Source organism: Streptomyces sp. CB02261 (assembly GCF_001905665.1).
In the GTDB taxonomy this organism is placed as follows: domain Bacteria; phylum Actinomycetota; class Actinomycetes; order Streptomycetales; family Streptomycetaceae; genus Streptomyces.
Map to the genome: position 1 here is coordinate 25,016 of NZ_LIVX01000009.1, position 23,497 is coordinate 48,512.

The 23,497-nt window shown below is 72.7% G+C and carries 24 protein-coding genes and 1 tRNA gene; 12 read left to right on the top strand and 13 right to left on the bottom strand.

Going from position 1 to position 23,497, the window contains the following annotated elements:
• Positions 1-178 precede the first annotated feature (178 nt).
• The 7 genes from AMK29_RS26910 to hutU all read right to left on the bottom strand — a co-directional run bounded on the left by AMK29_RS26910 (position 179) and on the right by hutU (position 8,458).
• The gene (locus AMK29_RS26910) at positions 179-1,270 is read right to left on the bottom strand and encodes a GNAT family N-acetyltransferase (RefSeq protein ID WP_073817962.1); all 1,092 of its coding nucleotides are present in this window, start codon (positions 1,268-1,270) and stop codon (positions 179-181) included.
• Positions 1,271-1,410: 140 nt separating this feature from the next.
• Positions 1,411-2,001 carry a hypothetical protein gene (locus AMK29_RS26915; protein ID WP_073817964.1) on the bottom strand — a complete coding sequence of 197 codons (591 nt, stop codon included), beginning with the start codon at positions 1,999-2,001 and terminating at the stop codon, positions 1,411-1,413.
• A 52-nt stretch (positions 2,002-2,053) separates the two neighbouring features.
• Positions 2,054-2,803 (bottom strand): hypothetical protein, encoded by a 750-nt coding sequence (locus tag AMK29_RS26920; protein ID WP_143202949.1) that lies wholly within the window; start codon positions 2,801-2,803, stop codon positions 2,054-2,056.
• A gap of 108 nt (positions 2,804-2,911) precedes the next feature.
• Positions 2,912-4,159 carry an imidazolonepropionase gene (gene hutI / locus AMK29_RS26925; RefSeq protein WP_073817968.1) on the bottom strand — a complete coding sequence of 416 codons (1,248 nt, stop codon included), beginning with the start codon at positions 4,157-4,159 and terminating at the stop codon, positions 2,912-2,914.
• Between the two features lie 17 nt (positions 4,160-4,176).
• Positions 4,177-5,547, bottom strand: coding sequence for a formimidoylglutamate deiminase (locus AMK29_RS26930; protein WP_073817970.1), 1,371 nt, complete (start codon positions 5,545-5,547; stop codon positions 4,177-4,179).
• On the bottom strand, positions 5,538-6,740 hold the full coding sequence (locus AMK29_RS26935; RefSeq protein WP_073818389.1) for an allantoate amidohydrolase: 1,203 nt from the start codon (positions 6,738-6,740) through the stop codon (positions 5,538-5,540). The genes AMK29_RS26930 and AMK29_RS26935 overlap by 10 nt, the downstream gene beginning before the upstream one ends.
• Positions 6,741-6,757: 17 nt before the next feature.
• Positions 6,758-8,458: a urocanate hydratase gene (gene hutU / locus AMK29_RS26940; protein WP_073817972.1), complete on the bottom strand. Its 1,701-nt coding sequence runs from the start codon at positions 8,456-8,458 to the stop codon at positions 6,758-6,760.
• 105 nt (positions 8,459-8,563) lie between these two features.
• Here hutU and AMK29_RS26945 point away from each other — a divergent pair, with 105 nt between their 5' ends.
• The 6 genes from AMK29_RS26945 to AMK29_RS26970 all read left to right on the top strand — a co-directional run bounded on the left by AMK29_RS26945 (position 8,564) and on the right by AMK29_RS26970 (position 12,641).
• Complete coding sequence (locus tag AMK29_RS26945; protein WP_073817974.1) at positions 8,564-9,943, top strand: hypothetical protein; 1,380 nt, start codon at positions 8,564-8,566, stop codon at positions 9,941-9,943.
• Between the two features lie 4 nt (positions 9,944-9,947).
• Entirely contained in the window at positions 9,948-10,427 is a 480-nt protein-coding gene (locus tag AMK29_RS26950; protein ID WP_073817976.1) for an SRPBCC family protein, read from the top strand.
• Positions 10,428-10,626: 199 nt separating this feature from the next.
• On the top strand, positions 10,627-11,019 hold the full coding sequence (locus AMK29_RS26955; RefSeq protein WP_073817978.1) for a hypothetical protein: 393 nt from the start codon (positions 10,627-10,629) through the stop codon (positions 11,017-11,019).
• The gene (locus tag AMK29_RS26960; RefSeq protein ID WP_073817980.1) at positions 11,016-11,786 is read left to right on the top strand and encodes a hypothetical protein; all 771 of its coding nucleotides are present in this window, start codon (positions 11,016-11,018) and stop codon (positions 11,784-11,786) included. The genes AMK29_RS26955 and AMK29_RS26960 overlap by 4 nt, the downstream gene beginning before the upstream one ends.
• A gap of 41 nt (positions 11,787-11,827) precedes the next feature.
• The gene (locus tag AMK29_RS26965) at positions 11,828-12,244 is read left to right on the top strand and encodes a roadblock/LC7 domain-containing protein (RefSeq protein WP_382617629.1); all 417 of its coding nucleotides are present in this window, start codon (positions 11,828-11,830) and stop codon (positions 12,242-12,244) included.
• Positions 12,245-12,269: 25 nt separating this feature from the next.
• On the top strand, positions 12,270-12,641 hold the full coding sequence (locus tag AMK29_RS26970) for a hypothetical protein (RefSeq protein ID WP_073817983.1): 372 nt from the start codon (positions 12,270-12,272) through the stop codon (positions 12,639-12,641).
• Positions 12,642-12,668: 27 nt separating this feature from the next.
• Here AMK29_RS26970 and AMK29_RS26975 read toward each other — a convergent pair whose 3' ends face one another.
• Positions 12,669-13,511, bottom strand: a complete 843-nt coding sequence (locus tag AMK29_RS26975) for a MurR/RpiR family transcriptional regulator (RefSeq protein WP_073817985.1) — start codon at positions 13,509-13,511, stop codon at positions 12,669-12,671.
• 316 nt (positions 13,512-13,827) lie between these two features.
• Entirely contained in the window at positions 13,828-15,213 is a 1,386-nt protein-coding gene (locus AMK29_RS26980) for a cystathionine beta-synthase (RefSeq protein WP_073817987.1), read from the bottom strand.
• A 118-nt stretch (positions 15,214-15,331) separates the two neighbouring features.
• Here AMK29_RS26980 and AMK29_RS26985 point away from each other — a divergent pair, with 118 nt between their 5' ends.
• From AMK29_RS26985 to AMK29_RS26995, 3 genes are all read left to right on the top strand, one after another.
• Positions 15,332-16,318 carry an SGNH/GDSL hydrolase family protein gene (locus AMK29_RS26985; RefSeq protein ID WP_073818391.1) on the top strand — a complete coding sequence of 329 codons (987 nt, stop codon included), beginning with the start codon at positions 15,332-15,334 and terminating at the stop codon, positions 16,316-16,318.
• Between the two features lie 169 nt (positions 16,319-16,487).
• Positions 16,488-17,708 (top strand): acetyl-CoA C-acetyltransferase, encoded by a 1,221-nt coding sequence (locus AMK29_RS26990; protein ID WP_073817988.1) that lies wholly within the window; start codon positions 16,488-16,490, stop codon positions 17,706-17,708.
• A 278-nt stretch (positions 17,709-17,986) separates the two neighbouring features.
• Positions 17,987-18,820: a hypothetical protein gene (locus tag AMK29_RS26995; RefSeq protein ID WP_073817990.1), complete on the top strand. Its 834-nt coding sequence runs from the start codon at positions 17,987-17,989 to the stop codon at positions 18,818-18,820.
• A 15-nt stretch (positions 18,821-18,835) separates the two neighbouring features.
• On the opposite strand, the gene AMK29_RS27000 is transcribed toward AMK29_RS26995, so the two are convergent.
• Positions 18,836-19,165 carry a hypothetical protein gene (locus AMK29_RS27000; RefSeq protein WP_073817991.1) on the bottom strand — a complete coding sequence of 110 codons (330 nt, stop codon included), beginning with the start codon at positions 19,163-19,165 and terminating at the stop codon, positions 18,836-18,838.
• 109 nt (positions 19,166-19,274) lie between these two features.
• Between AMK29_RS27000 and AMK29_RS27005 the strand changes: the two genes are divergently transcribed.
• The gene (locus tag AMK29_RS27005; protein ID WP_073817993.1) at positions 19,275-19,505 is read left to right on the top strand and encodes a DUF4287 domain-containing protein; all 231 of its coding nucleotides are present in this window, start codon (positions 19,275-19,277) and stop codon (positions 19,503-19,505) included.
• Positions 19,506-19,529: 24 nt separating this feature from the next.
• On the opposite strand, the gene AMK29_RS27010 is transcribed toward AMK29_RS27005, so the two are convergent.
• A complete protein-coding gene (locus tag AMK29_RS27010; RefSeq protein ID WP_073817994.1) occupies positions 19,530-20,402 on the bottom strand; it encodes an alpha/beta fold hydrolase in 873 nt (290 codons plus the stop codon).
• Between the two features lie 109 nt (positions 20,403-20,511).
• On the opposite strand from AMK29_RS27010, the gene AMK29_RS27015 reads away from it, so the two are divergent.
• On the top strand, positions 20,512-21,072 hold the full coding sequence (locus AMK29_RS27015) for a TetR/AcrR family transcriptional regulator (protein ID WP_073817996.1): 561 nt from the start codon (positions 20,512-20,514) through the stop codon (positions 21,070-21,072).
• A gap of 72 nt (positions 21,073-21,144) precedes the next feature.
• On the opposite strand, the gene AMK29_RS27020 is transcribed toward AMK29_RS27015, so the two are convergent.
• Together AMK29_RS27020 and AMK29_RS27025 are read right to left on the bottom strand one after the other, a co-directional pair.
• Positions 21,145-22,047, bottom strand: a complete 903-nt coding sequence (locus tag AMK29_RS27020) for a Bax inhibitor-1/YccA family protein (protein WP_073817998.1) — start codon at positions 22,045-22,047, stop codon at positions 21,145-21,147.
• Positions 22,048-22,224: 177 nt separating this feature from the next.
• Positions 22,225-22,309 (bottom strand) — tRNA-Leu (locus tag AMK29_RS27025).
• A 385-nt stretch (positions 22,310-22,694) separates the two neighbouring features.
• Between AMK29_RS27025 and AMK29_RS27030 the strand changes: the two genes are divergently transcribed.
• Entirely contained in the window at positions 22,695-23,465 is a 771-nt protein-coding gene (locus AMK29_RS27030) for an ABC transporter ATP-binding protein (RefSeq protein ID WP_073817999.1), read from the top strand.
• Positions 23,466-23,497 lie beyond the last annotated feature (32 nt).

Sequence of the window (23,497 nt, forward strand, 5' to 3'; positions counted from 1 at the left end):
CGGGCAGTGGGGTGGGCGGGGGCGGTGGGGTCCGGCAGTGGGTCGTGCGGCGGCGGCCGGCTCGACGGCTACGAGGAGGGGGCGGTCGTGGCCGGTCGGGATACGCGCCCCGCGGGCACCCACCCGCTCCACCCGCGACCCCGGAACCGACCCCGCTCCCGGCCCCCGTCCGCCACGGCTACCGGTTCCCCCGCAGCCGGGCGACCCCGTTGAGCGTGGCGCGGGCGCGGGCGGCGAGGGCGGGACGGTCGCGGACGAAGCGGTGGACGCGCCGGGCGGGCTCGCGCCCCAGCCAGTGCAGGGCGGCCCGAGCTTCCGGGACGTAGACGGCCCCCTCGTACACCGTCAGCTCACCGGTCTTGAGGGCGTCCTTGTACTCGGCGTCGCCGCGCCCCAGGTCGAGCAGCCCGATCCCGGCGGCGGCCGCCGCCTCGGCCATCCGCAGGTGCAGCACGAGGCCGGGCGAGTACTTCGCGAACTCGGGGTCGTACGCGGGGAACCAGCAGGAGAGGACGGTCGCGGACCGCAGCCCGAAGTGCGCGGCGATCGGCCGCTCCCCCACGTACAGCACGGACAGCACACCGGAGCAGCCGGGCGTCCGCTGCTCGTGGAGGCGCCGTACGAGGGTGGTGATCCACTCCTTGGCGAAGCGGTCACCACGGCCGGTCCTGCGGTACTGGGCGGACTTCCAGTCCATGAGGGTGCGCAGGGCCGCCGGATCGCGCTCGTCGAAGACGAACCGCACCTCGCCGTCGGCCTGGCGGCCGAGCCGGCGCTCCTTGGCGAGAGTGGTCCTGAGGAACTTGGGCGACTGGGCGCGCAGCAGCGTCTCGTAGGCCGCGTACCCCTCGCCGACGTCGATCACGGGCGAGGCGAAGGACTCGGAGGCGGCGCCCGCGAAGACGGGCTGGCCGTCCTCCAGGTTGTCGAACTCCCAGACCGCGATGCCGCAGGCGCGCAGCACCGCGCGGGCGCCGGGCCGCAGTCCGGGACGGAGGACGGCGCCCTGGCTGTCGGAGACGCCGAAGCCGATGGCGCGGCCCTGGCCCAACGGGCCCTTCTCGAAGGGGAAGAAGCCGACGGGCTCGTCCCCCTCCCACCACACGGCGACCCGCGACCGGGGCCGCACCTCGGCCACCGCGCGCGTGAACTCCGGTTCCATGAAGGGGTTCGCCGGCGCGCCGGACTTGGCGCGCAGCTCCCGCCACGCCTCGATCTCGCGCTCGCTCAGCTCCCCCGGCCTCGCGATCCGCACACGAAAAGCGCTCACCTAGCCGACCCCCCGGTCTTCCCCCTGAGTGCTATCAGGACAGGACGGTACCGGTCCGGAACCCTCCGAGACAGGGATACTCGGTCTTTCCACGACGAAGCGGGCCCGGCGGTCCGGCGCGGGCGGCCAGGCCGTCCGGCTCACCAGCCGATCTGGACGTCCCCCAGGACCTCGCCGCCGATCAGGGCGGCGAGGCCGGCCGCCCTGGCGGCGTCACCCGGCTTGCGGACGTGCACGAAGACGGTGTGGTGGGCGGTCCTCTCCGTCCACTGCGCCTCGTCCGCGTGGAAGACCACCTGCACGCCGTCGTACTGGGCGGAGGGGGAGCCCTCCGCCTCCGGATCCTCAGGCCACAGCCCGCGCCAGTCCATCGACGCGGGCCCGTCGCCCAGACCCCGCAGGAACTCCTCGTCGACGCTCCCGACGGGCACGTCGGCGGCCACCACCAGCGGCAACTCCGCCTGGATGGCGGCGTCCGTGGCGGTCGCCATGTCGGGAGGGCACGGGACGCAGGCGCCGGTGTCGGGATCGAAGGCGGTCTCCGCGTGGTCGACCGTCGCGCCCGGCAGCAGCGCGACCATCCGGCGGGCCTCCGCCACCGTCCTCACCACGGTCTCGACGTACATCGCCGCCTCGACGCGCGCCAACAGCCCGACGAGCCGCCACGCGCGCGCGTACGCCTCCCGGGCGTCGGTGGTACGGAAGACGGCGTACGCCCGTGAGTGCCCCATGCCCACCACGATGGCACGCCGCCCGGGACCGTCCGGACGCGAGCGCCCCCGGCTACGGCTTCCGCTTCACGTCGGTGACGCGGACGTCCTCCGTCTCGGGGGCCCCGAAGGGTTCGACGAGCACCTGGTCGGGGGTGCCGGTGACCTCCAGGGCCAGGTTGCCGCCCATGAAGCGCAGGTCGATCCGGGCTCGGGGCGCGCCTCCGTGGTCCGGCATCCGGTGGATGCGCGACGGCGGGTAGTCCAGGCTCGTCAGCTTCTTCTTGAGCGCCGGGTAGTCGGCCGGGCCCGCGCCGTCGAACGCCGTGCGGACGCGCGCGGCGTGGGCGTCACCGGCGCACTTGTCGACGGCGGTCAGCGGCACCTCCTCGACGGGCCCGGACCGGGTGGGCGCCGGCTCCGGGGCGGGCGGCGGCTCGGGGGCGCCCGAGGGGACCGAGAGGTCACCCGGCTCCTCCGGCATCGGCCGGCCCGGCAGGTTCTGCGGCGGGGGCACGTCCTCCGGGGGCACGGAGGGCGGCTGCGGCAGACCGCCGGGCACACAACCGTCCAGGACGCGGGACGACAGCGCCAGGAAGCGCATCTCCGGGTCGGGGTGCTCCGCCAGGGCGTCCGACGGAAGCGACCGCACCGGAGTCGGCGTCGGCTTCGGCTTCGGCTTGGCGCCGGGCTCCACGGCGGACGCCCCGGCAGTGGTCCTGCCGGAGGGGTCCGCCGTGCCGCAGGCGGTCAGGGCCATGCCTGCGAGCGCGGCTGCCAGGACGATCTTCGCGAAGCGGTTCCGCGTTCTCATAGTTCCCATGCGGGAATCATGCGAGCGGCGCCCGGTCGCCCACATGAGTACCCGTACTCAACACCGGCCGTGAGCAACTGGACTGTCGCCTGCCGCTTCTGATGTCACGTCATGGCGTCAGGCCACGCGCGCGCCCCTTCGCCACACCTCCGCCACCAGCGGGACCCCCGGCCTGTACGCCAGGTGGACGTGGGACGGGGCGTCCAGGATCGTCAGGTCCGCCCGGGTGCCGGGGGTGAGGCGGCCCACGTCGGTGCGGCGGAGGGCGGCCGCGCCGCCGGCCGTGGCGGACCAGAGGGCCTCGTCGGGGGTCATGCCCATGTCCCGTACCGCGAGGGCGATGCAGAACGGGACCGACGAGGTGAAGGACGAGCCCGGGTTGCAGTCCGTGGAGAGGGCGACCGTCGCGCCCGCGTCCAGGAGGCGGCGGGCGTCCGGCCACTGGGCGCGGGTGGAGAACTCCGCGCCCGGCAGCAGCGTGGCGACCGTCGACGAGTGCGCCAGGGCGTCCACGTCCGCGTCCGTCAGGTGCGTGCAGTGGTCCGCGCTCGCCGCGTCCAGCTCCACCGCCAGCTGGACGCCGGGGCCGTACGTCAGCTGGTTGGCGTGCACCCGGGGGTGGAGGCCCTTCGCCTTGCCGGCGGTGAGGATCGCGCGGGCCTGGTCGCCGTCGAAGGCGCCCTTCTCGCAGAAGACGTCGATCCAGCGGGCGTACGGGGCGCAGGCGTCCAGCATCTCGCCCGTCACGAGCGCCACATACGCCGCGGGGTCGTCCGCGTGGTCCGGGGACACGATGTGGGCACCGAGGTAGGTGACCTCGTCGGTGTGGGCGGCCGCGATGCGGAGGGCGCGGGCCTCGTCCTCGACGGTCAGGCCGTAGCCGGACTTCGTCTCGAAGGTGGTCGTGCCCTGGCGGAGGGCCTCGTCGAGGTAGCGCGTCAGGTTGCGCTCCAGGTCCGCGTCGCTCGCCGCGCGGGTCGCCGCGACCGTGGTGCGGATGCCGCCCGCCTTGTACGCCTGGCCGGACATGCGGGCGTTGAACTCCGCCGTGCGGTCGCCCGCGAAGACGAGGTGCGAGTGGGAGTCGACGAAGCCCGGGACGACCGCCCGGCCGCCGGCGTCGACCCTGTTGTCAGTGGCGGGTGCTTTGCTGGATTCACCGACCCAGACGACACGGTCGCCTTCGATGACGACGGCCGCGTCCTGGATCAGGCCCAGGGGGGTTCCATCACCGAGGGAGGGGTCGTTGGTGACGAGACTGGCGATGTTGACGATGGCCGTGGCGGCCGTCGCCACGGGGCTGTTCGCGCTCGTGGGGGCGGAGGTCGCCGCCGGGTTGTTCCTCGCCGCGGGGCCGGTGTTCATGGTGAGGGGTGTCTCCTTCAGCCGCGCAGGGCGGCGATCGAGTCGGCGAGGGCCCGTGCCACGTCCGGTACGGAGGAGTGGGCCCCGTCCCGTACGACATGGCGTCCGGCCACGACCGTGTGCCGCACGTCCGCGGCCGACGCGGCGAATACCGCCGTCTCGGCTGCCAGACGCGGTACCGGTCCCGCTGTCCTGACGCTGTCCAGGGCGATCGTCGTGAAGTCGGCGAGCGCGCCCGCCTCCAGGGTGCCCGCGTCCGCCCAGCCGAGGGCCGCGTGGCCGTCGGCGGTGGCCGCGCGGAGCAGTGCCGCCGCCGTCCAGTGACCGCGGGTGCGGGTGCGCAGGCGCTCGTTCAGTTCCATGGCCCGCGCCTCCTCCAGGAGGTCGATGACCGCGTGGCTGTCGCTGCCCAGGGACAGCGGCGAGCCCGCTCGCTGGAGCGCCACGGCGGGGCCGATGCCGTCGGCCAGGTCGCGTTCGGTCGTCGGGCACATGCAGGTGCCGGTGGTCGACGAGCCGAGGAGGGCGATGTCGCCGTCCGTCAGATGGGTGTTGTGGACGCCCGTGGTGCGGGCGCCGAGGACACCGTGCTCGGCGAGGAGCTGGGTGGGGGTCATGCCGTGGGCCGCGAGGCAGGCGTCGTTCTCGGCGGTCTGCTCCGACAGGTGGACGTGAAGGGGCGCCTCCCGGTCCCGGGCCCACCGGGCCACCGTGGCGAGCTGGTCGGCGGGGACCGCCCGGACGGAGTGGATCGCCGCTCCGATCCGTACGCCGTCGCGGTCCTTCAGGCGCTCGACCCGTTCGGCCCAGGCGTCCGCCGTGCCGTCGGTGAAGCGGAGCTGGTGGTGCTCGGGCGCCGCGCCGAAGCCGGAGGAGAGGTAGGCGGTGTCGAGGAGGGTGATGCGGATGCCGGCGTCGGCGGCGGCGGCGATCAGGGCCTCGCCCATGGCGTTGGGGTCGGCGTACGGGGTGCCGCCGGGCGCGTGGTGCAGGTAGTGGAACTCGCCGACGGAGGTGATGCCCGCGAGCGCCATCTCCGCGTACACGGCGCGGGCCAGGGCGAAGTAGGTGTCGGGGGTGAGGCGCTGGGCGACGGTGTACATGACCTCGCGCCAGGTCCAGAAGGTGCCGGAGCCGACCTGGACGGTGCCGCGCAGGGCGCGGTGGAAGGCGTGCGAGTGGGCGTTGGCGAGGCCGGGGACCGTGAGGCCCCGGAGGACCACGGCGCCGGGCGGGGGCGTGTCGACCCCGGTGCGCACGGCGCTGACGCGCCCGTCCCCGAACCCGGGCCCGGCGGTGGAGCCGCCCGTGGACACGTCCAGGGCCACGCCCGGCTCGACGTTCGCGCCGAGCCAGGCGTGCTCCAGCCAGTACGTCGTCAGCGGCACGCCAGCTCCTCCAGTACGTCGGCGAGTGCGAGGACCCCGGCCACGCAGTCGTCCTCGGCCGCGAACTCGGCCGGGGAGTGCGAGACGCCGGTGGGGTTCCGTACGAACAGCATGGCGGTCGGGATCGATTCGGACAAAATACCCGCGTCGTGTCCGGCGCCCGTGCCGAGGACCGGCACCTTGCCCGCGGTCCCGTCCCCCAGGATCCTGGACAGCTCGTCGCGCAGGGCGTGCGAGAAGTCCACGACCGGGGTGAAGGACTCCTGGACGACGGTGAGGTCGATGCCGTGGCGTTCGGCGTAGGCGCGCGCCTCCGTCTCGATGCCGGTGACGACCTGGTCCAGGGAGGCCTGGTCGGCGGCGCGGGCGTCGAGCCAGCCCCGGACCAGGGACGGGATGGCGTTGACGCCGTTCGGTTCGACGGCGATCTTGCCGAAGGTGGCGACGGCGCCGGCGAGTTCGGCCTCGCGGCGGGCGGCGAGGACGGTCTCGGCGTAGGTGAGCATCGGGTCGCGGCGGTCGACGAGCCGGGTGGTGCCGGCGTGGTTGGCCTCGCCCGCGAAGTCGTACCGCCAGCGGCCGTGCGGCCAGATGGAGGAGGCGATGCCGACGGCGTCCCCGGACAGGTCGAGGGCGCGTCCCTGCTCGACGTGCAGTTCGACGAAGGCACCGATGCGGGAGAGGCGCTCCGGGTCGGGGCCGATCGCCTCGGGGTCGTACCCGGCCGCCTCCATGGCCTGCGGAAGGCTGGTCCCGGAGGCGTCGCGCAGTTCGTACGCCTGCTCCTTCGTCAGCCGGCCGGCGGTGAGGCGGGAGCCGACGCAGGCGAGGCCGAAGCGGGCACCTTCCTCGTCTCCGAAGTTGGTGATGGCGAGCGGCCGCTTGAACCGGACGCCGCGGGCGCGCAGTTCGTCGAGCGCGGCGAAGGCGGAGACCACGCCGAGGGGGCCGTCGAAGGCTCCGCCGTCGGGTACGGAGTCGAGGTGCGAGCCGGTGACGACGGCGTTCCCCGCGGTGGGGTCGCCGAGCCAGGCCCACTGGTTGCCGTTGCGGTCGGTCTCGACGTCCAGGCGGCGGGCCTCGGCCTGCATCCGGAACCAGAGCCGGCAGTCGGCGTCGGCCTCGGTCCAGGCGTGGCGCCGGTAGCCGCCGGAGGCGGCGCTGCGGCCGATGGGCCGCAGCGACCGCCACATGGCGTGGAAGCTCGCGCTCACGCGGAGCCGCCCTGACCGGCCGCGCCGCCGTCGTGCGCCGCGTCGCCCTCGCGCATCGGGACGCGGACGCCCTTCTCGTCGGCGACCCGCTCGGCGATGTCGTAGCCCGCGTCGACGTGGCGGATGACGCCCATGCCCGGGTCGTTCGTCAGGACGCGGCGGATCTTCTCGCCGGCGAGGGCCGTGCCGTCCGCGACCGAGACCTGGCCGGCGTGGATGGAGCGGCCCATGCCGACGCCGCCGCCGTGGTGCAGCGACACCCACGAGGCGCCGGAGGCGACGTTGACCATGGCGTTGAGGAGCGGCCAGTCGGCGATCGCGTCGGAGCCGTCGAGCATGGCCTCGGTCTCGCGGTACGGGGAGGCGACCGAGCCGCAGTCCAGGTGGTCGCGGCCGATCGCGAGGGGAGCGGCGAGGGTGCCGTCGGCGACCATGTCGTTGAACATGGCGCCGGCCTTGTCGCGCTCGCCCTGGCCGAGCCAGCAGATGCGGGCCGGGAGGCCCTGGAAGTGGACGCGCTCCCCGGCCATCTTGATCCAGCGGTGGAGGGACTCGTTCTCCGGGAACAGGTCCAGGATCGCCTTGTCGGTCTTGTGGATGTCCGAGGCCTCGCCGGAGAGGGCGGCCCAGCGGAACGGGCCCTTGCCCTCGCAGAACAGCGGGCGGATGTAGGCCGGGACGAAGCCGGGGAAGGCGAAGGCGCGCTCGTAGCCGGCCAGCTGGGCCTCGCCGCGGATGGAGTTGCCGTAGTCGAAGACCTCGGCGCCCGCGTCCATGAAGCCGACCATGGCCTCGACGTGGCGGGCCATCGACTCGCGGGCCCGCACCGTGAACCCGGCCGGGTCCTTCGCCGCGTACGTCGCCATGTCGTCGAAGGCGACGCCCACCGGCAGGTAAGAGAGCGGGTCGTGGGCGCTCGTCTGGTCGGTGACGATGTCGATCGGGGCGCCCTCGGCCAGCATCTGCGGGACCAGTTCGGCGGCGTTGCCGAGGAGGCCGATGGAGAGCGGGCGGCGGGCGTCGCGGGCCTCGGTGGCCAGCTGGAGCGCGTGGGCGAGCGAGTCGGCCTTCACGTCGAGGTAGCGGTGCTCGATGCGGCGCTCGATGGCGCGCGGGTCGACGTCGACGCAGATCGCGACGCCGTCGTTCATCGTCACGGCGAGGGGCTGGGCGCCGCCCATGCCGCCGAGGCCGGCGGTGAGGGTGATCGTGCCGGCCAGGGTGCCGCCGAACTTCTTGGCGGCGACGGCGGCGAAGGTCTCGTACGTGCCCTGGAGGATGCCCTGGGTGCCGATGTAGATCCAGGAGCCGGCCGTCATCTGGCCGTACATGGTGAGTCCGAGCTGCTCCAGGCGCCGGAACTCCTCCCAGTTGGCCCAGTCGCCGACGAGGTTGGAGTTGGCGATGAGGACGCGCGGGGCCCACTCGTGGGTCTGCATGACGCCGACGGGACGGCCGGACTGGACGAGCATCGTCTCGTCCTGCTTGAGGGTGCGCAGGGTGCGGACCATCGCGTCGAAGGAGCGCCAGTCGCGGGCGGCCTTTCCGGTGCCGCCGTAGACGACGAGCTTGTCGGGGTGCTCGGCGACCTCGGGGTCGAGGTTGTTCTGGAGCATCCGGAGGGCGGCCTCCTGCTGCCATCCCAGGGCGCTCAGTTCCGTACCGCGCGGGGCCCGTACGGGGCGGGGTCCTGACATGGCGGTGCCTCCTCGAATGTCGTTCAGATATTCACATCCTCGCGTTATGAATAGATGTAGTCAACAGGGCGACTTCCCCGCGTGGCGGTGAGGACATCGGTGAGGATGGACCGCATGGCCTCCTCCCGTCGCGATCTCGCCGTCCGAGCCTCCGTCGATCAAGGACTCCTCACCCCCGCCGAGCCGGTCGTCGCGCTCCTCGACACCGCCGGCATCCGCGCCTCCGCCACTGCCCTGACCAGCGCGTTCGCCGCCGTCACCGACGCGCCCGTGCTGCACGCCTTCGCCGTCAAGGCCGCCCCGCTCGTGCCGGTCCTGCGCCTGCTGCACGAGGCCGGACTCGGCGCCGAGGTCGCCAGCCCCGGCGAGCTGGCCCTCGCGCGCGCCGCCGGGATCCCGTCCACCCACACCGTGCTCGACTCGCCCGCCAAGACCCCCGCCGAGCTCCGCCAGGCCCTCGCGCTCGGCATCGCCGTCAACGCCGACAATCTCCAGGAGCTGGCCCGGCTCGACGCCCTGGTCGCCTCCGCGCCCACCGCCTCACCGCTCGGCCTCCGGGTGAACCCGCAGGTCGGAGCCGGTTCCATCGGCTCCCTCTCGACCGCGACGGCCACCTCCAAGTTCGGCGTGGCCCTGCGCGACGAGGGCGCCCGCGCGGCCGTCGTCCAGGCCTTCCTGGACCGGCCCTGGCTGACCCGGCTGCACACCCACACCGGCTCCCAGGGCGTCCCGCTCGCCCTGATGGCCGAAGGGGTCGGAGAGGCCTACGCCCTCGCCGAGGAGGTCAACCGCGCGGCGGGCCGGCAGCGGATCGACACCCTCGACATCGGCGGCGGGCTGCCGGTCAACTTCGACTCCGACGAGGAGACCCCGACGTACGCCGAGTACGCCCGGCTGCTCGCCGACACCGTCCCCGGCCTCTTCGACGGGCGCTACCGCCTGGTGACCGAGTTCGGCCGCTCCCTGCTCGCCAAGCACGGCACGGTCCTCGCCCGGGTGGAGTACACCAAGAGCTCCGGGGGCCGCCCGATCGCCGTCACCCACGCGGGCGTGCAGCTGGCCACCCGAACGGTCTACGCCCCCGAGTCCTGGCCGCTGCGCGTCCTCGCGTACGACTCCGAGGGCCGCCCCCACACCGCGGAGAGCACCGTCCAGGACGTCGCGGGCCCCGCCTGCTTCGCCGGGGACCTGCTCGCCACCAGCCGGAAGCTGCCGCTGCTGTCCCCCGGCGACGTGGTGGCCGTACCGGACACCGGCGCGTACTACTTCGCCCACCACTACGCGTACAACAGCCTGCCCCGGCCCGGCGTCCACGGCTTCACGGTGGCCGACGACGGCGCGGTCACCTTCGCGACGGTACGGACGCCCCAGACGCTCGCGGAGATCGTCGCCGATTCGGGCGGGGCGCACGCCGACGCGCTGGTGCGGCAGCCGGGGCCCGGGACGCCGTCCGGTAGCGGAGGCCCCGCGGTCCGGCTTCCATGAAGCCATGACTGGAACCGGTACGGACACCCCCTCCGTCGTCGTCGAGCGCCGGGTCGACGCCTCCCCCGGCCGGGTCTGGGAGGCGATCACCGACCTGCCGGACATGCCCCGCGTCCTCTCGGGCGTCGAGAAGGTCGAAGTGCTCACCGAGGGCGGCTTCGCGGTGGGCACGCGTTGGCGCGAGACGCGGCGGATGCTGGGCAAGGAGGCCACGGAGACGATGACCGTGACGGAGTGCGAGCCGCCCGACCGGTACGTCGCGGTCGCCGACTCGCACGGCATGCACTACGTCTCCGAGATCACCCTCACGCCCGACGGGGCGGGGGCCACCCTCCTGCGGATGACGTTCTCCGCGCGGCCGGCGCACGACCGCACCCCGGGATTCCTCACCCGGCTGATGGCCCGATTCGGCGCGAAGGCCGTCGCCAAGGCGCTCGCCAAGGACCTGGCCGACATCGCGCACGCCGTGGAGTCACGCCTCTGACCGGCGGAGAAGCCGCCGGAAGCCGGCCGTGAACCCCGCGGGCCGCCCCCCGCCCGGCCGATGATCCTTTGGATCAAATTCCGTCAGAGGCTGGCATGTTCCGATGGAAAATGCCAGAACGCCTCCCCCGGAGCGCAGCGTTCAGTAACGTCACCGTCACTGCCGCACGTTCGCACGCCGCATCGGGAGGGGAATCCGCGTGCCCGGAATCGACGAGTGCCTTCTGGAGGCCATGGCCCTGCCGGGCGCTCGCGGAGCCTCCCTGGTCGACTGGACCAGCGGGCTCGCCCTCGGGACGGCGGGTGACTCACCGGTCGGCGACCACGAGACCACGGCCGCCGAGACCGCCGAACTCGCCCGTTCCGCAGCCGAGTTCGACACCTTCGTGGCGGCCGGCGACAGCGCGGGGGACGGGCCGCCCGTCGAGGACCTGATCGTCACCACCCGCGCCGGCTACCACGTCCTCCGCTTCGTCCACACCTCCTTCGACAGCAGCGTCTTCCTCCATCTCTGGCTCGATCGCGACACCGGAAACCTCGCCCTCGCCCGGCACCGCCTCCGCGACCTCGCCGAGAGGCTGGTCCTCGGATGAGCGCCGTCGCCACCCCCGTCTCCCCCATGCTGGTCCGGCTCGCCGCCGAGAAGGCCACCGGGGCCCTGCTCCGCGACCACGGCACGCTCTACCTCGTCGACGGCCGCGTCGTGCACGCCGAGAGCCCCGCCGCCCCCGGCGTCGACGTCCTCCTCACCACCGGCGGGCGCCTGCCCCGCGAGGGCTGGGACGAGGCCGTCGACCGGGCCGGCGCCCACCGCGCCGTCGGCCGCTTCCTCGTCGACAGCGGCCGGCTCCACGACGGCGAGCTGGAGATCTGCCACCTCGGCGCCGTCTTCGACGCGGCCTTCTTCGCCCTCTCCCCCGCCAGCGGACCGACCCGCTTCCGCTACGGGGTCGGGCACTGGTTCGGGACCGTACGACCGGTCTCCGCCGAGGCCGTCGAACGCGAGACGGTACGCCGCCGCGAACTCCTCGACGCCGTCTGGCCGTACGCCTCCGTGGACACCGCCCCGGTCGTGCCCCGCCCCGCCGCCCCCGGCCAGACCGTGGGCACCCGCCAGCGCGCCCTGCTCGCCGCGGCGGACGGCGAGCGGACCCCGGCGGAACTGGCCCGGCTGCTCGGCAGACCCGCCTTCCACACGCTCCTCGACGTACGGCGGCTCGCCGCCGCCGGGCTCGTCGAGACCCCGCTCGACCCGGGACCCGAACCCGCGCCACCGCCCCCCGTACCGGCGCTGCCGGTGGCCGACCCCGACATCGCCCTGCTGCGCCGGCTCCGTGACGCCCTGGAGGCACACCTGTGATGAGGCGTGCCCTGCGCCTGCGCGCCGAAAGGAAACAGCTCATGACGGCAGAAGCCGAGGTCCTCGGCGAGCTCAGACGGCTGCGGGCCCGACTGCCCCAGCTGACCGGCGCGCTCGCGGCCAGCGCCGACGGCCTCGTCCTGGCCCACGACACCGTGGACGGCGAGGCGGAGAGCGTCGCCGCGCTGACCGCCGCGGCCCTCGGGGTCGGCCAGCGCCTGACCGACTCCACCGGCCAGGGCCGCTTCCGCGAGCTGCTCGTACGCGGCGACGACGGCTACGTGGCCACCTACGCGGCGGGCGGCGCGGCCGTCCTGACGCTGCTGGCCGAGCCCCGGATCAACGTGGGGCGGCTCCATCTGGAGGCCCGCAGGTCCAGCGCCCGGATAGGCGAACTCGTCGACGGCGCGCTGGAGCGCAGAGACCTGAACCGACCCGCACACCAACCGAACCCGTAACCCGAGAAGGAAGAAGTACGACACCATGGCGAACACCGAGACCTCCCTCAAGGAAGCGGCCTCCATCGACGGCGCGATCGGCGCGGCCCTCGTCGACTACACCAGCGGCATGGCGCTCGGCACCATCGGCGGCGGCAAGGACCTCGACCTCAACGTGGCCGCGGCCGCCAACACCGACGTGGTCCGGGCCAAGGTCCGGGCGATGGAGATGCTGGGGCTCAACGACGAGATCGAGGACATCCTCATCACGCTCGGCCAGCACTACCACCTGATCCGGCTGCTCAAGGGACGCGGCACCAACGGCCTCTTCCTGTACCTGGCGCTCGACAAGAGCCGCGCCAACCTGGCGATGGCCCGCCACCAGCTGAAGAAGATCGAGAACGAGCTGGACGTCTGACCCGGCCACCGGCGCGCGCGTGGGGGCCTATTCGACGAACAGGCCCCGCGCCGCCGCCTTCGTGTCGAACTCCTCCAGGCGCGCCTGCGCGTCCGGGAGTCCGTCGGCCATGGCCTCCAGGAGGACCCGGCCGAGCATCATCGGCGCGCAGGCGGTGTCGAAGGCGAGCCCGGTGCCGACGGCGGCCGGGATCAGCAGGTCGCTGTGGGCGGCGACCGGCGCGAACGCCGACTCGGCGACGGTCACGACGGTGAGCCCGGCCGTCCGCGCGTACTCCAGGGCCTCGACGACCTCCCGCGGGTGCCGGGGCAGCGCGAAGCACAGCAGGGCCGTGGCACCGGCCCGTACGGCCGCGTCGACGCGGTCCGTGAGCATCGACCCGCCCTCGTCGAGGAGGCGGACGTCGGGGTGCACCTTGGCGGCGAAGTAGGCGAAGCCACGCGCCTGCGAGGAGGCGGCCCGCAGCCCGAGGACGAGCAGCGGCCGGGAGCCGGCGAGCAGCCGGCCGGCCCGCTCGACGGGCGCCGGGTCGGCGAGGAGCCCGGCGAGGTGCCTGAGGTTCTCGATCTCGGCGAGCACGGCCGTCTGGTACTCGTTGAACGTCTCCCCGCCGTCCCCGCCGCCGGCCTCGGGCGGCGCGACCTCGCGGAGGTGCCGGCGGAGCGCCGGGTACCCGTCGAAGCCGAGGGCGACGGCGAACCGGGTGACGGACGGCTGACTGACCCCGGCGAGTTCGGCGAGCTCGACACTGGACAGGAACGGCACGTCACCGGCGCGCCGCACCATGCAGTGCGCGATCCGCCGCTGCGTCGGCGTCAGCCGGTGCCCCTCGAAGAGCGCCTGCAGCCGGCCGGCCGGGCTGTCGCTCATGCCGCCCCTTCCCGTATTCACCCACCAAAAACTCTGCATAAGGATATGCAGCCGGGTGACGGGAGGGAAAGGAGTAGCGCGGGGACCGCCGCACCCCCGTGACCGGGGGGCGGGACGACGGCGGTCCCCGCGAGGGACGCGGGCCCGGGTCAGGACCGGTCTCCGCGTCCGCGACGTCTGTGGAGGCCCGGGAGCCGCTCCGGAAGTCCGTGACGCCGACAACCACCAATGTGCCGGACGAGTGTTAAGCGGGTGCTGCCGATACGTGTCGCCCTCGTACCGGTTGTACGAACTGCTTCACGGACGGCCGCACGACCTACTTCGTGCCGCCGTTGGCCAGGAAGGCCAGCAGGTCCTGACGGCTGACGACACCGGTCGGCTTGCCCTCGACCAGGACGATCGCCGCGTCGGCCTCGCCCAGGACGGACATCAGGTCGGCGACGGGCTCGCCGGAGCCGACCTGCGGCAGCGGCGCGCTCATGTGGCGCTCCAGCGGGTCCTCCAGGGAGGCGCGCTTCGTGAAGAGCGCGTCGAGGAGCTCGCGCTCGACGACCGAGCCGACGACCTCGGCGGCCATCACGTCGGGGTGGCCGGCGCCGGGCTTGACGATGGGCATCTGGGAGACGCCGTACTCGCGCAGCACCTCGATGGCCTGGCCGACGGTCTCGTCCGGGTGCATGTGGACGAGGGAGGGCATGACGCCCTCCTTGTGGCGCAGGACGTCCGCGACGGTGGCGGTGGAGGTGTCCTCCAGGAAGCCGTGTCCGGCCATCCACTCGTCGCTGAAGATCTTGGACATGTAGCCGCGCCCCGAGTCCGGCAGCAGGACGACGACGACGTCGTCGGGGCCGAGCTCCCTGGCGACCTCCAGGGCGGCGACGACGGCCATGCCGCAGGAGCCGCCGACGAGGAGGCCCTCCTCCTTGGCGAGGCGGCGGGTCATCTGGAACGAGTCCTTGTCGGACACGGCGACGATCCGGTCCGTGACGTTCCGGTCGTACGCGGTCGGCCAGAAGTCCTCGCCGACGCCCTCGACGAGGTACGGGCGGCCGGAGCCGCCGGAGTAGACGGACCCCTCCGGGTCGGCGCCGATGACCTTGACGGAGCCGCCGCTGACCTCCTTGAGGTAGTTGCCGGTGCCGGAGATGGTGCCGCCGGTACCGACGCCCGCCACGAAGTGGGTGATCTTCCCGTCCGTCTGCTCCCAGAGCTCGGGACCGGTGGTCTCGTAGTGGGAGCGCGGGTTGTTCGGGTTGGAGTACTGGTCGGGCTTCCAGGCACCGGGCGTCTCACGGACCAGCCGGTCCGAGACGTTGTAGTACGAGTCCGGGTGCTCCGGGTCGACCGCCGTGGGGCAGACGACGACCTCGGCGCCGTACGCCCGCAGTACGTTGATCTTGTCGAGCGACACCTTGTCCGGGCAGACGAAGATGCACTTGTAGCCCTTCTGCTGGGCCACGATCGCCAGGCCGACGCCGGTGTTGCCGGACGTGGGCTCGACGATGGTGCCGCCGGGCTTCAGCTCTCCGCTCTGCTCGGCCGCCTCGATCATCCGCAGCGCGATGCGGTCCTTGACCGAGCCGCCGGGGTTGAAGTACTCGACCTTGGCCAGGACGGTCGCCTGAATGCCCGCTGTGACGTTGTTGAGCTTCACCAGCGGGGTGTTGCCGACGAGGCTGATCATCGAGTCGTGGAATTGCACCGTAATCTCCGGGGTCTCCGTAATGGTGTGGCCAGCGTATGCGTAGTCGGAGCGGGTTACGGGGCAGTTAGACCCTGAACGGCTTGAAGGAGGTGACGGCCTCATGTCGAGGGCGAGGGTGGCGCGGCGGATCGCGGCGGGCGCGGCGTACGGCGGCGGGAGTATCGGGCTGCTGGGGGTGGCGGCCGTGGGCGTCCTGCTGGCCGAGATGCAGCTCGCGAAGCGGACGGTGGGCGGGGGCGCGGCCCCTCTGCCGCCCGGCGCGGACGGCCTGTACGGGCGCGCGTTCGGCACGGACGACCCGCTGCGACTGGCCCTTCTGGGTGATTCCACGGCTGCGGGCCAGGGAGTGCGCCGCTCGGGCCAGACGCCGGGCGCGCTGCTCGCCTCCGGGCTCGCGGCGGTGGCCGAGCGGCCGGTGGTGCTGCGGAACGTGGCGCTGTCCGGGGCGCGCTCGGACGATCTGGAGCGCCAGGTGTCGCTGCTGCTCGCCCAGCCGCTGGGGCCGCCGGACGTGTGCGTGATCATGATCGGGGCGAACGATGTGACGCATCGCATGGCGCCGACGGAGTCGGTACGGCTCCTGGCGTCGGCGGTGCGGCGGCTGCGGACGGCGGGGGCGGAGGTGGTGGTCGGCACGTGCCCTGATCTGGGGACGATCGAGCCGGTGTACCAGCCGCTGCGCTGGCTGGCCCGGCGGGCTTCCCGGCAGCTGGCGGCGGCGCAGACGATCGTGGTGGTGGAGCAGGGCGGGCGGACGGTGTCGCTCGGTGACCTGCTGGGCCCCGAGTTCGCGGCGAACCCGCGCGAGATGTTCGGGGTGGACAACTTCCACCCCTCGGCGGAGGGGTACGCGACGGCGGCGATGGCCGTCCTGCCGACGGTGTGCGCGGTGCTCGGGGTCTGGCCGGAGACCGACCGCCTCGAGCCGGCGCGCCGGGAGAACATGCTGCCGGTGGCGAAGGCCGCGGCGGAGGCGGTGCGGGAGGCGGGTACCGAGGTGACGGGGGCGCGGGCCCCGTGGGCGCTGCTGAAGCACCGGCGGCGGAGGAGGCTGCCGGCCGCGGAGACCCCGGCCCCCGCCCCGGAGGACGCCCAGACGTGACGCTCTCTCCCGGGCCGTACGGGTGGTGCGGGTGGGGACGGAGGGGCGGGATGACTGAGCGCTCGCTTAGAAAAGAGGCCCGCGTCACACCGTCTGGGCGGTGACCACCGCGGTACGTACGGGTAACTTCCCTTTCAGTCCGCCCCCTCCGCACCCTCATGGAGCCGTGATGCCCGAAGCCGTGATCGTCTCGACCGCCCGTTCCCCCATCGGCCGGGCCTTCAAGGGCTCCCTGAAGGACCTGCGGCCGGACGACATCACCGCGACCATCGTCCAGGCCGCCCTGGCGAAGGTGCCCGAGCTCGACCCGCGCGACATCGACGACCTGATGCTGGGCTGCGGTCTGCCCGGCGGCGAGCAGGGCAACAACCTGGGCCGGATCGTCGCCGTGCAGATGGGCATGGACCACCTGCCGGGCTGCACGATCACCCGCTACTGCTCCTCCTCGCTGCAGACCTCCCGCATGGCGCTGCACGCGATCAAGGCGGGCGAGGGCGACGTCTTCATCTCGGCCGGTGTCGAGATGGTGTCCCGCTTCGTGAAGGGCAACTCGGACTCGCTGCCCGACACGCACAACCCGTTCTTCGCCGAGGCCGAGGCCCGCACCGCCGAGGTCGCCGCCTCCGAGGGCTCCACCTGGCACGACCCGCGCGAGGACGGCGTCGTCCCGGACGCGTACATCGCGATGGGCCAGACCGCGGAGAACCTGGCCCGACTCAAGGGCATCAGCCGCCAGGAGATGGACGAGTTCGGCGTCCGCTCGCAGAACCTCGCCGAGCAGGCCATCAAGAACGGCTTCTGGGAGCGCGAGATCACCCCGGTGACGCTCCCCGACGGCACGGTCGTCTCCACGGACGACGGCCCGCGCGCCGGCGTCACCCTGGAGGGCGTGCAGGGCCTGAAGCCGGTGTTCCGCCCCGACGGCCTGGTCACCGCCGCCAACTGCTGCCCGCTGAACGACGGCGCCGCCGCCCTCGTGATCATGTCGGACACCAAGGCCCGCGAGCTCGGCCTCACGCCGCTGGCGCGGATCGTCTCCACCGGCGTCTCCGGCCTCTCCCCCGAGATCATGGGCCTCGGCCCGGTCGAGGCGTCGAAGCAGGCCCTCCAGCGCGCCGGCCTGACCATCGGCGACATCGACCTGGCCGAGATCAACGAGGCCTTCGCCGCCCAGGTCATCCCGTCCTACCAGGAGCTGGGTCTGGATCTGGACAAGGTGAACGTCAACGGTGGCGCGATCGCCGTCGGCCACCCCTTCGGCATGACCGGCGCCCGCATCACCGGCACGCTGATCAACAGCCTGCAGTTCCACGACAAGCAGTTCGGTCTCGAGACCATGTGCGTCGGTGGTGGCCAGGGCATGGCGATGGTGATCGAGCGCCTGAGCTGACCCCGCGGGTCCGGGGCCTGAACGGACCGTTCCGCCCGCGCGCCTCTCCGGGCGGCCCCGGCGCCAACCGCCCCGCGTCCGAGCCGTGACCGAATCTCCCCCAGGATGTGACCTACGTCCCGGGGGAGTTCGTTTTCCCAGGTCAGAGTGGTTTCGGGACTAAACACCTGGCAGAAATACCTGTCCAATTCGTGACGTAATGCACTGACAACAGGCCCCACCCCAGGACAAGCTGATGTAGGAAGTCGGGGGATCGACTCGGAATCGGGAGTACGTCAGTGAGCACCATGCCTCTTGCCCTGCTGCTGACCACGGCCGCTGCCACGGCCGTGGGCGCTGCCGCCCTGCACGCCGTCCACGGTCTCCGCAAGCAGGTCACCGCCCTGCGCGGCGAACTGGCGGCCGGGCGCGCCGTCACCGTTCCCGCCGCCCGCGCGACGCCCGCCGCGGAGATACGGGCCGCGGTCGCGGACGCGCTGGCCGAGGAACGCGAGCGCGAGCTCGCGGAGGCGCGTGCCTTCTGGGCCGCGCAGGAGGCCCGTGACGCGGCCGACGCCCCGTCGCTGCTCGGCGGCCTCGGCGGCCCGGCGGAGGACGGCTCCTTCTTCATGCCGCGCCAGGCCGACTTCGTGGGTCTTGAGGCGATGGCCCTGGAGGCCATGGAGGCGGAGGCCGCCTCGCTCGACGGCCCCGACGCGTTCGACGTCTTCGACGAGTACCCGGAGGACTCGGCGGAGCTGGCGGCGGCCCGCCGCCGTCACCCCTCGCACCCGGACTTCGTCCCGGTGCAGACGCCGGTCGTCACCGACCACGAGCGGACGGTGTCCCGTCTGGAGGAGCTGGCCGACACCGGCACGGCGCTGACCGACGTGCGGCCGGGCCCGCTCGGCACGCTCGACGTGTACGTCTTCGCGGACGGCACGACGCTCTGTATGACCCCGGGTCACCGCGAGACCGCGGAGCGTCTGGCCGAGGCCCTGCGCTCCGGGCGCACCCCGGTGCTGCTCGGCGGCTCGGGCGTCTCGGGCGCCTTCGCCCTCACCTTCTCGTACGGCGATTCGGACGAGGAGAACGTCTACATCCTGGCGGACCGCGTCATCGCCTCGCTGTAGGTCCGAGACCCCCGGCTACAGCCCCGAGCGTTCCGCCGCCTCACGTACCAGCCTCACGGCCTCGCCCAGTTCCCCCTCGCGGGAATCGGCCGGGGCCGTTCGCAGGATCTCGGCCAGATCGTTCCCGGCGACGACGAGCTGGTCGGCGACGGTGAAGACGCCCGCGTCGGGCATGAGCGCGGGCTCCCGCTCGGGGTCCTCGGCGCGCTGGGCCCGCACGGCGAGCTCGCGGGCGAGGGCAAGTCCTTCGGCCGCCGCGCCGCGCTGGAGGCGGCTCTGCGGGGCGGCCCGCAGCCGGTCGGCGAAGCGCTCGACGGCGGCGGTCAGTTCACTCGTATCGCGCACCCCGCGACCCTACGCGCCGTCCCGGCCCCCTTGCCAACGGGCGAACGCTTCGGCACGGTGACGTGAAGGAGTACGAGGAGCACACGGTACGACGCGTCCGGAGGCGCCGATGTCCCACACATTCTCCGCTGAGACCCACCGCAACATGCTGGCCCGGATCCCGCGCCGCACCGGCCGTGAGATCGCCGACTGGATGCGCACCGTCGACGAGGGCCCTTCCCTCCTCCGTTTCGAGGACCGGGTGAACTGGCTCCGCGGGGCGCACGAGCTGACGTACGGCCACGCGAAGGCGATCCTGCACGAGTACGACCTGCGGCGGGCGGCCCGCAGGCTGCTCTGATCCGGCCGCGGGCCCGCCCCCGGCTCACCTCACGTGACGGCCGAGGAAGTCCCGGACGAGTGCGGCGATCTCCTCGCCGTGGGTCTCCAGGGCGAAGTGCCCGGCGTCCAGGAGGTGGATCTCGGCGTCCGGCAGGTCGCGGGCGAAGGCCTCCGCGCCGGCGGGCCCGAAGATCTCGTCGCCGCGCCCCCAGGCCGCGAGCAGCGGCGGGCGGTGGGTGCGGAAGTACTCCTGGAAGGCGGGGTAGCCGTCCAGGTTGAACTGGTAGTCCCAGAAGAGCTGGAGCTGGATCTCCTTGTTGCCGGGCCGGTCGAGGCCGGCCTGGTCGAGGGTCCAGGTCTCGGGGGCGATCCGGTCGAGGCGGTCGGCGGGTACGCCGTGGGTGTACTGCCAGCGGGTGGCCTCGGCGGTCAGCAGCTCCCGCACCGCCGCCTCGTTCGCCGCGCGGTCCCGGGCGTGGGCGAAGAGCACGTCCCAGAAGGGCGTGAAGCCCTCCAGGTAGGCGTTGCCGCTCTGGCTGACCAGGGCGGTGACCCGCTCGGGGTACCGGGAGGCGATGCGCAGGCCGATGGGGGCGCCGTAGTCCTGGAGGTAGAGGGCGAACCGGTCGGCGCCGAGCCGGTCGAGCAGCTTCAGGGTGATCTCGGTGAGCCGGTCGAAGCTGTACGTGAAGTCGTCGACGGCGGGCGCGGCGGAGGCGCCGAAGCCGATGTGGTCGGGGGCGATCAGGTGGTACGCGTCGGCGAGCTCGGCGATCAGACCCCGGTACATGTGCGAGCTGCTCGGGAAGCCGTGCAGCAGGACGAGGGTGGGGTTCGCCGGGTCGCCGGCCTCCCGGTAGAAGACGTCGAGTCCGTCGACGGTGACGGTGCGGGTGCGCTGGGCGAAGGCGGACATGGCTGACTCCCCGTTTCGGGTGTGCGGTTCCGACCGGGAGAACGATCGTTCTCCCGATGCCCTGTAGGCTACGAGAACGATGGTTCTCCACGCAAGGGGTGATCGGACGATGGACGCGGAATCCGCCGAGCTCAAGGTGCTCGACACCGCCGGGCGGCTCTTCGACGAACGCGGGGTGCAGGCGGTCGGCATGGACGCCATCCGCACCGCGTCCGGCGTCTCGCTCAAGCGGCTCTACCAGGTCTTCCCCTCGAAGGACCTCCTGGTGGAGGCCGTCCTGCGGCGCCGTGACGAGGCCGTGCGCGCCGCCCTCACCGCGCACGGCGAGCGGGTCGCCGACGGGCCGTACGAGCGGGCGCTGGCGGTCTTCGACTGGCTGGCCGGCTGGTTCGCGGAGCCCGACTTCCGGGGGTGCGCGTTCATCAACACCTTCGGCGAGCTGGGCGGGGTCACGCCCTCGGTCGCCGCCCTCGCCCGCGACCACAAGGAGGCCCTGCGGGCGTACTTCGCCGAGCAGACGGACGCCCTCGGCGCCCCGCCCGTCCTCGCCGGCCAGCTGTCCCTGCTCGCCAACGGCGCCATGGCCGTCGCGGGCATCACCGGCTCCCCCGAACCGGCCGCCCAGGCGAAGGCGGCCGCCCGCGTCCTCCTGGACGCCGCCACCCGCTAGACCGGCCCGGACACACGGAAGGGCCCGCCCGGCGTGAAGCCGGACGGGCCCTTCCCCCGAGTCAGGGGTACGTCAGTCGTCGCCCTGCAGGATCGACAGCAGACGCAGCATCTCCAGGTAGATCCACACCAGGGTCATGGTGAGACCGAAGGCGGCCAGCCAGGCCTCCTCGCGCGGCGCGCCGTAGTTCACGCCGTCCTCGACCTGCTTGAAGTCGAGGGCGAGGAAGCAGGCGCCCAGGATGACACCGATGACACCGAAGAGGATGCCGAGGCCGCCGCTGCGGAAGCCGAGGCCGTCACCGCCCGCGAAGACGGAGAACAGCAGGTTCACCACCATGAGCAGCATGAAGCCCATGGCGGCGGCCATGACGAAGCCGTAGAAGCGTCGGTTGACGCGGATCCAGCCCATCTTGTAGGCGATCAGGACACCGGCGAAGACCGCCATCGTGCCCAGGACCGCCTGGATGACCACGCCGTCGGCGATGTACGTCGAGACGGCGGCCGAGATCACTCCGAGGAAGACACCCTCGAAGGCCGCGTAGCCCAGGATCAGCGCGGGCGACGCCTTGCGCTTGAAGGACTGCACGAGCGCCAGCACGAGCGCGACCAGGGCGGCGCCGATGGCGATGCCGTAGGACTTGCCCAGGTTGGCCGGGTCCACCGGCAGCAGGAACCAGGAGAGGACGGCGGTGAGCACGACCGTGCCGAGCGTCATGGCCGTACGGCTCACGACGTCGTCGATCGTCATCACGTCGCCGCGGGCCTGCTGGGGCGCGCCGAGCTGCGTGTCCTGCGGGGCGTACGGGTTGGTCGCGTACGGGTTCGTCGCACCTTCGGCATACGGGTTGCCGGTGGCGTACGGGTTCGCTCCGACGGCGGGGCCCCCGGCCTGCGGCTGCTGGCCGTTGAAGCCCGCGGTGCCGGTGTCGCGGCTGAACCCCCGTCGCGAGAAGACCGGGTTGCTGCTCCTCATCTCACTCCTCCATGGCGTGCCGCATGTGCGCGGCCTCTCGTCAAGAGTAATGCGTAGGCAAAAGAAACTCTCTAGTGCTCGGGGAGGATCTTTTTCCGCGCGCGCGAGGGTGCGCGGGCGGCCGTCGTGTGAGGGGAGCGGCTTCGCCGGGCCGCAGGCTCGGACCTGGGGCTCGGGTGGTGCCCGGAACCGGACTCGAACCGGTACGGCCCGAAGGCCAGCGAGGTTTAAGCTCGCCGTGTCTGCATTCCACCATCCGGGCGTCGCGAAGCTCCGCGTTGGCACATGAGCCTATCGGGACGCTTCCCTCGTTCAGCGGAACCGTCCGTCCGATGTTGTCTTATTTTATTGACGTCTGAGGGTGCGTCAGTGCAGGTGGGAGCCATTTCGCCAAACTGTGACAGGGGTCGCAGGCGCAAAGCCGCACCCCCCGGAATGACGAAAAGTCGTCGCACTTCTGTCACGTCGGCCGGACGCCGCCGCGAGCCGTCCGTCAGGGACGCCGTCATACCTCAGGAGGACGATCCGGACCCCCGGTCCGACTCCAGGCTGCCCCGGGAACGGGCACGTGGACGGACGCCCGGGCCCGGAACGCTCGACACGATGGAGGGGTTCCCGCAACAGCCCCGCAGTGACAGGAGTCCCTCGTGACCACCACCCCCACCGTGTCCCGTGCCACCGCGGTGGCCGCCCGCGCCTCGGATCTCTCCAAGGTCTACGGACAGGGAGAGACCCAGGTGGTCGCGCTCGACCGGGTCAGCGTGGACTTCCGTCAGGGCGAGTTCACCGCGATCATGGGCCCCTCCGGCTCCGGCAAGTCGACCCTCATGCACTGCGTCGCCGGTCTCGACTCCTTCTCCTCCGGTTCGGTCCGGATCGGTGAGACGGAGCTGTCCACACTGAAGGACAAGCAGCTCACCCAGCTCCGCCGGGACAAGATCGGCTTCATCTTCCAGGCCTTCAACCTGCTCCCGACGCTGACGGCCCTGGAGAACATCACGCTGCCGATGGACATCGCGGGCCGCAAGCCCGACAAGCAGTGGGTCCAGCAGGTCATCGACATGCTCGGCCTCTCCGCCCGCCTCAGCCACCGCCCGACCGAGCTCTCCGGCGGCCAGCAGCAGCGCGTGGCCGTGGCCCGCGCCCTCGCCTCCCGCCCCGAGATCATCTTCGGTGACGAGCCCACCGGAAACCTGGACTCCCGCTCCGGCGCCGAGGTCCTCGGCTTCCTCCGCAACTCGGTGCGCGAGCTGGGCCAGACCGTCGTCATGGTCACCCACGACCCGGCGGCCGCCTCCTACGCGGACCGCGTCATCTTCCTCGCGGACGGCCGGATCGTCGACGAGATGCTGCACCCGTCGGCGGACGGCGTGCTCGACCGCATGAAGGCCTTCGACGCCAAGGGCCGCACGAGCTGACGCCCCCCGCCGGAACCGGACCCGAACCGGTC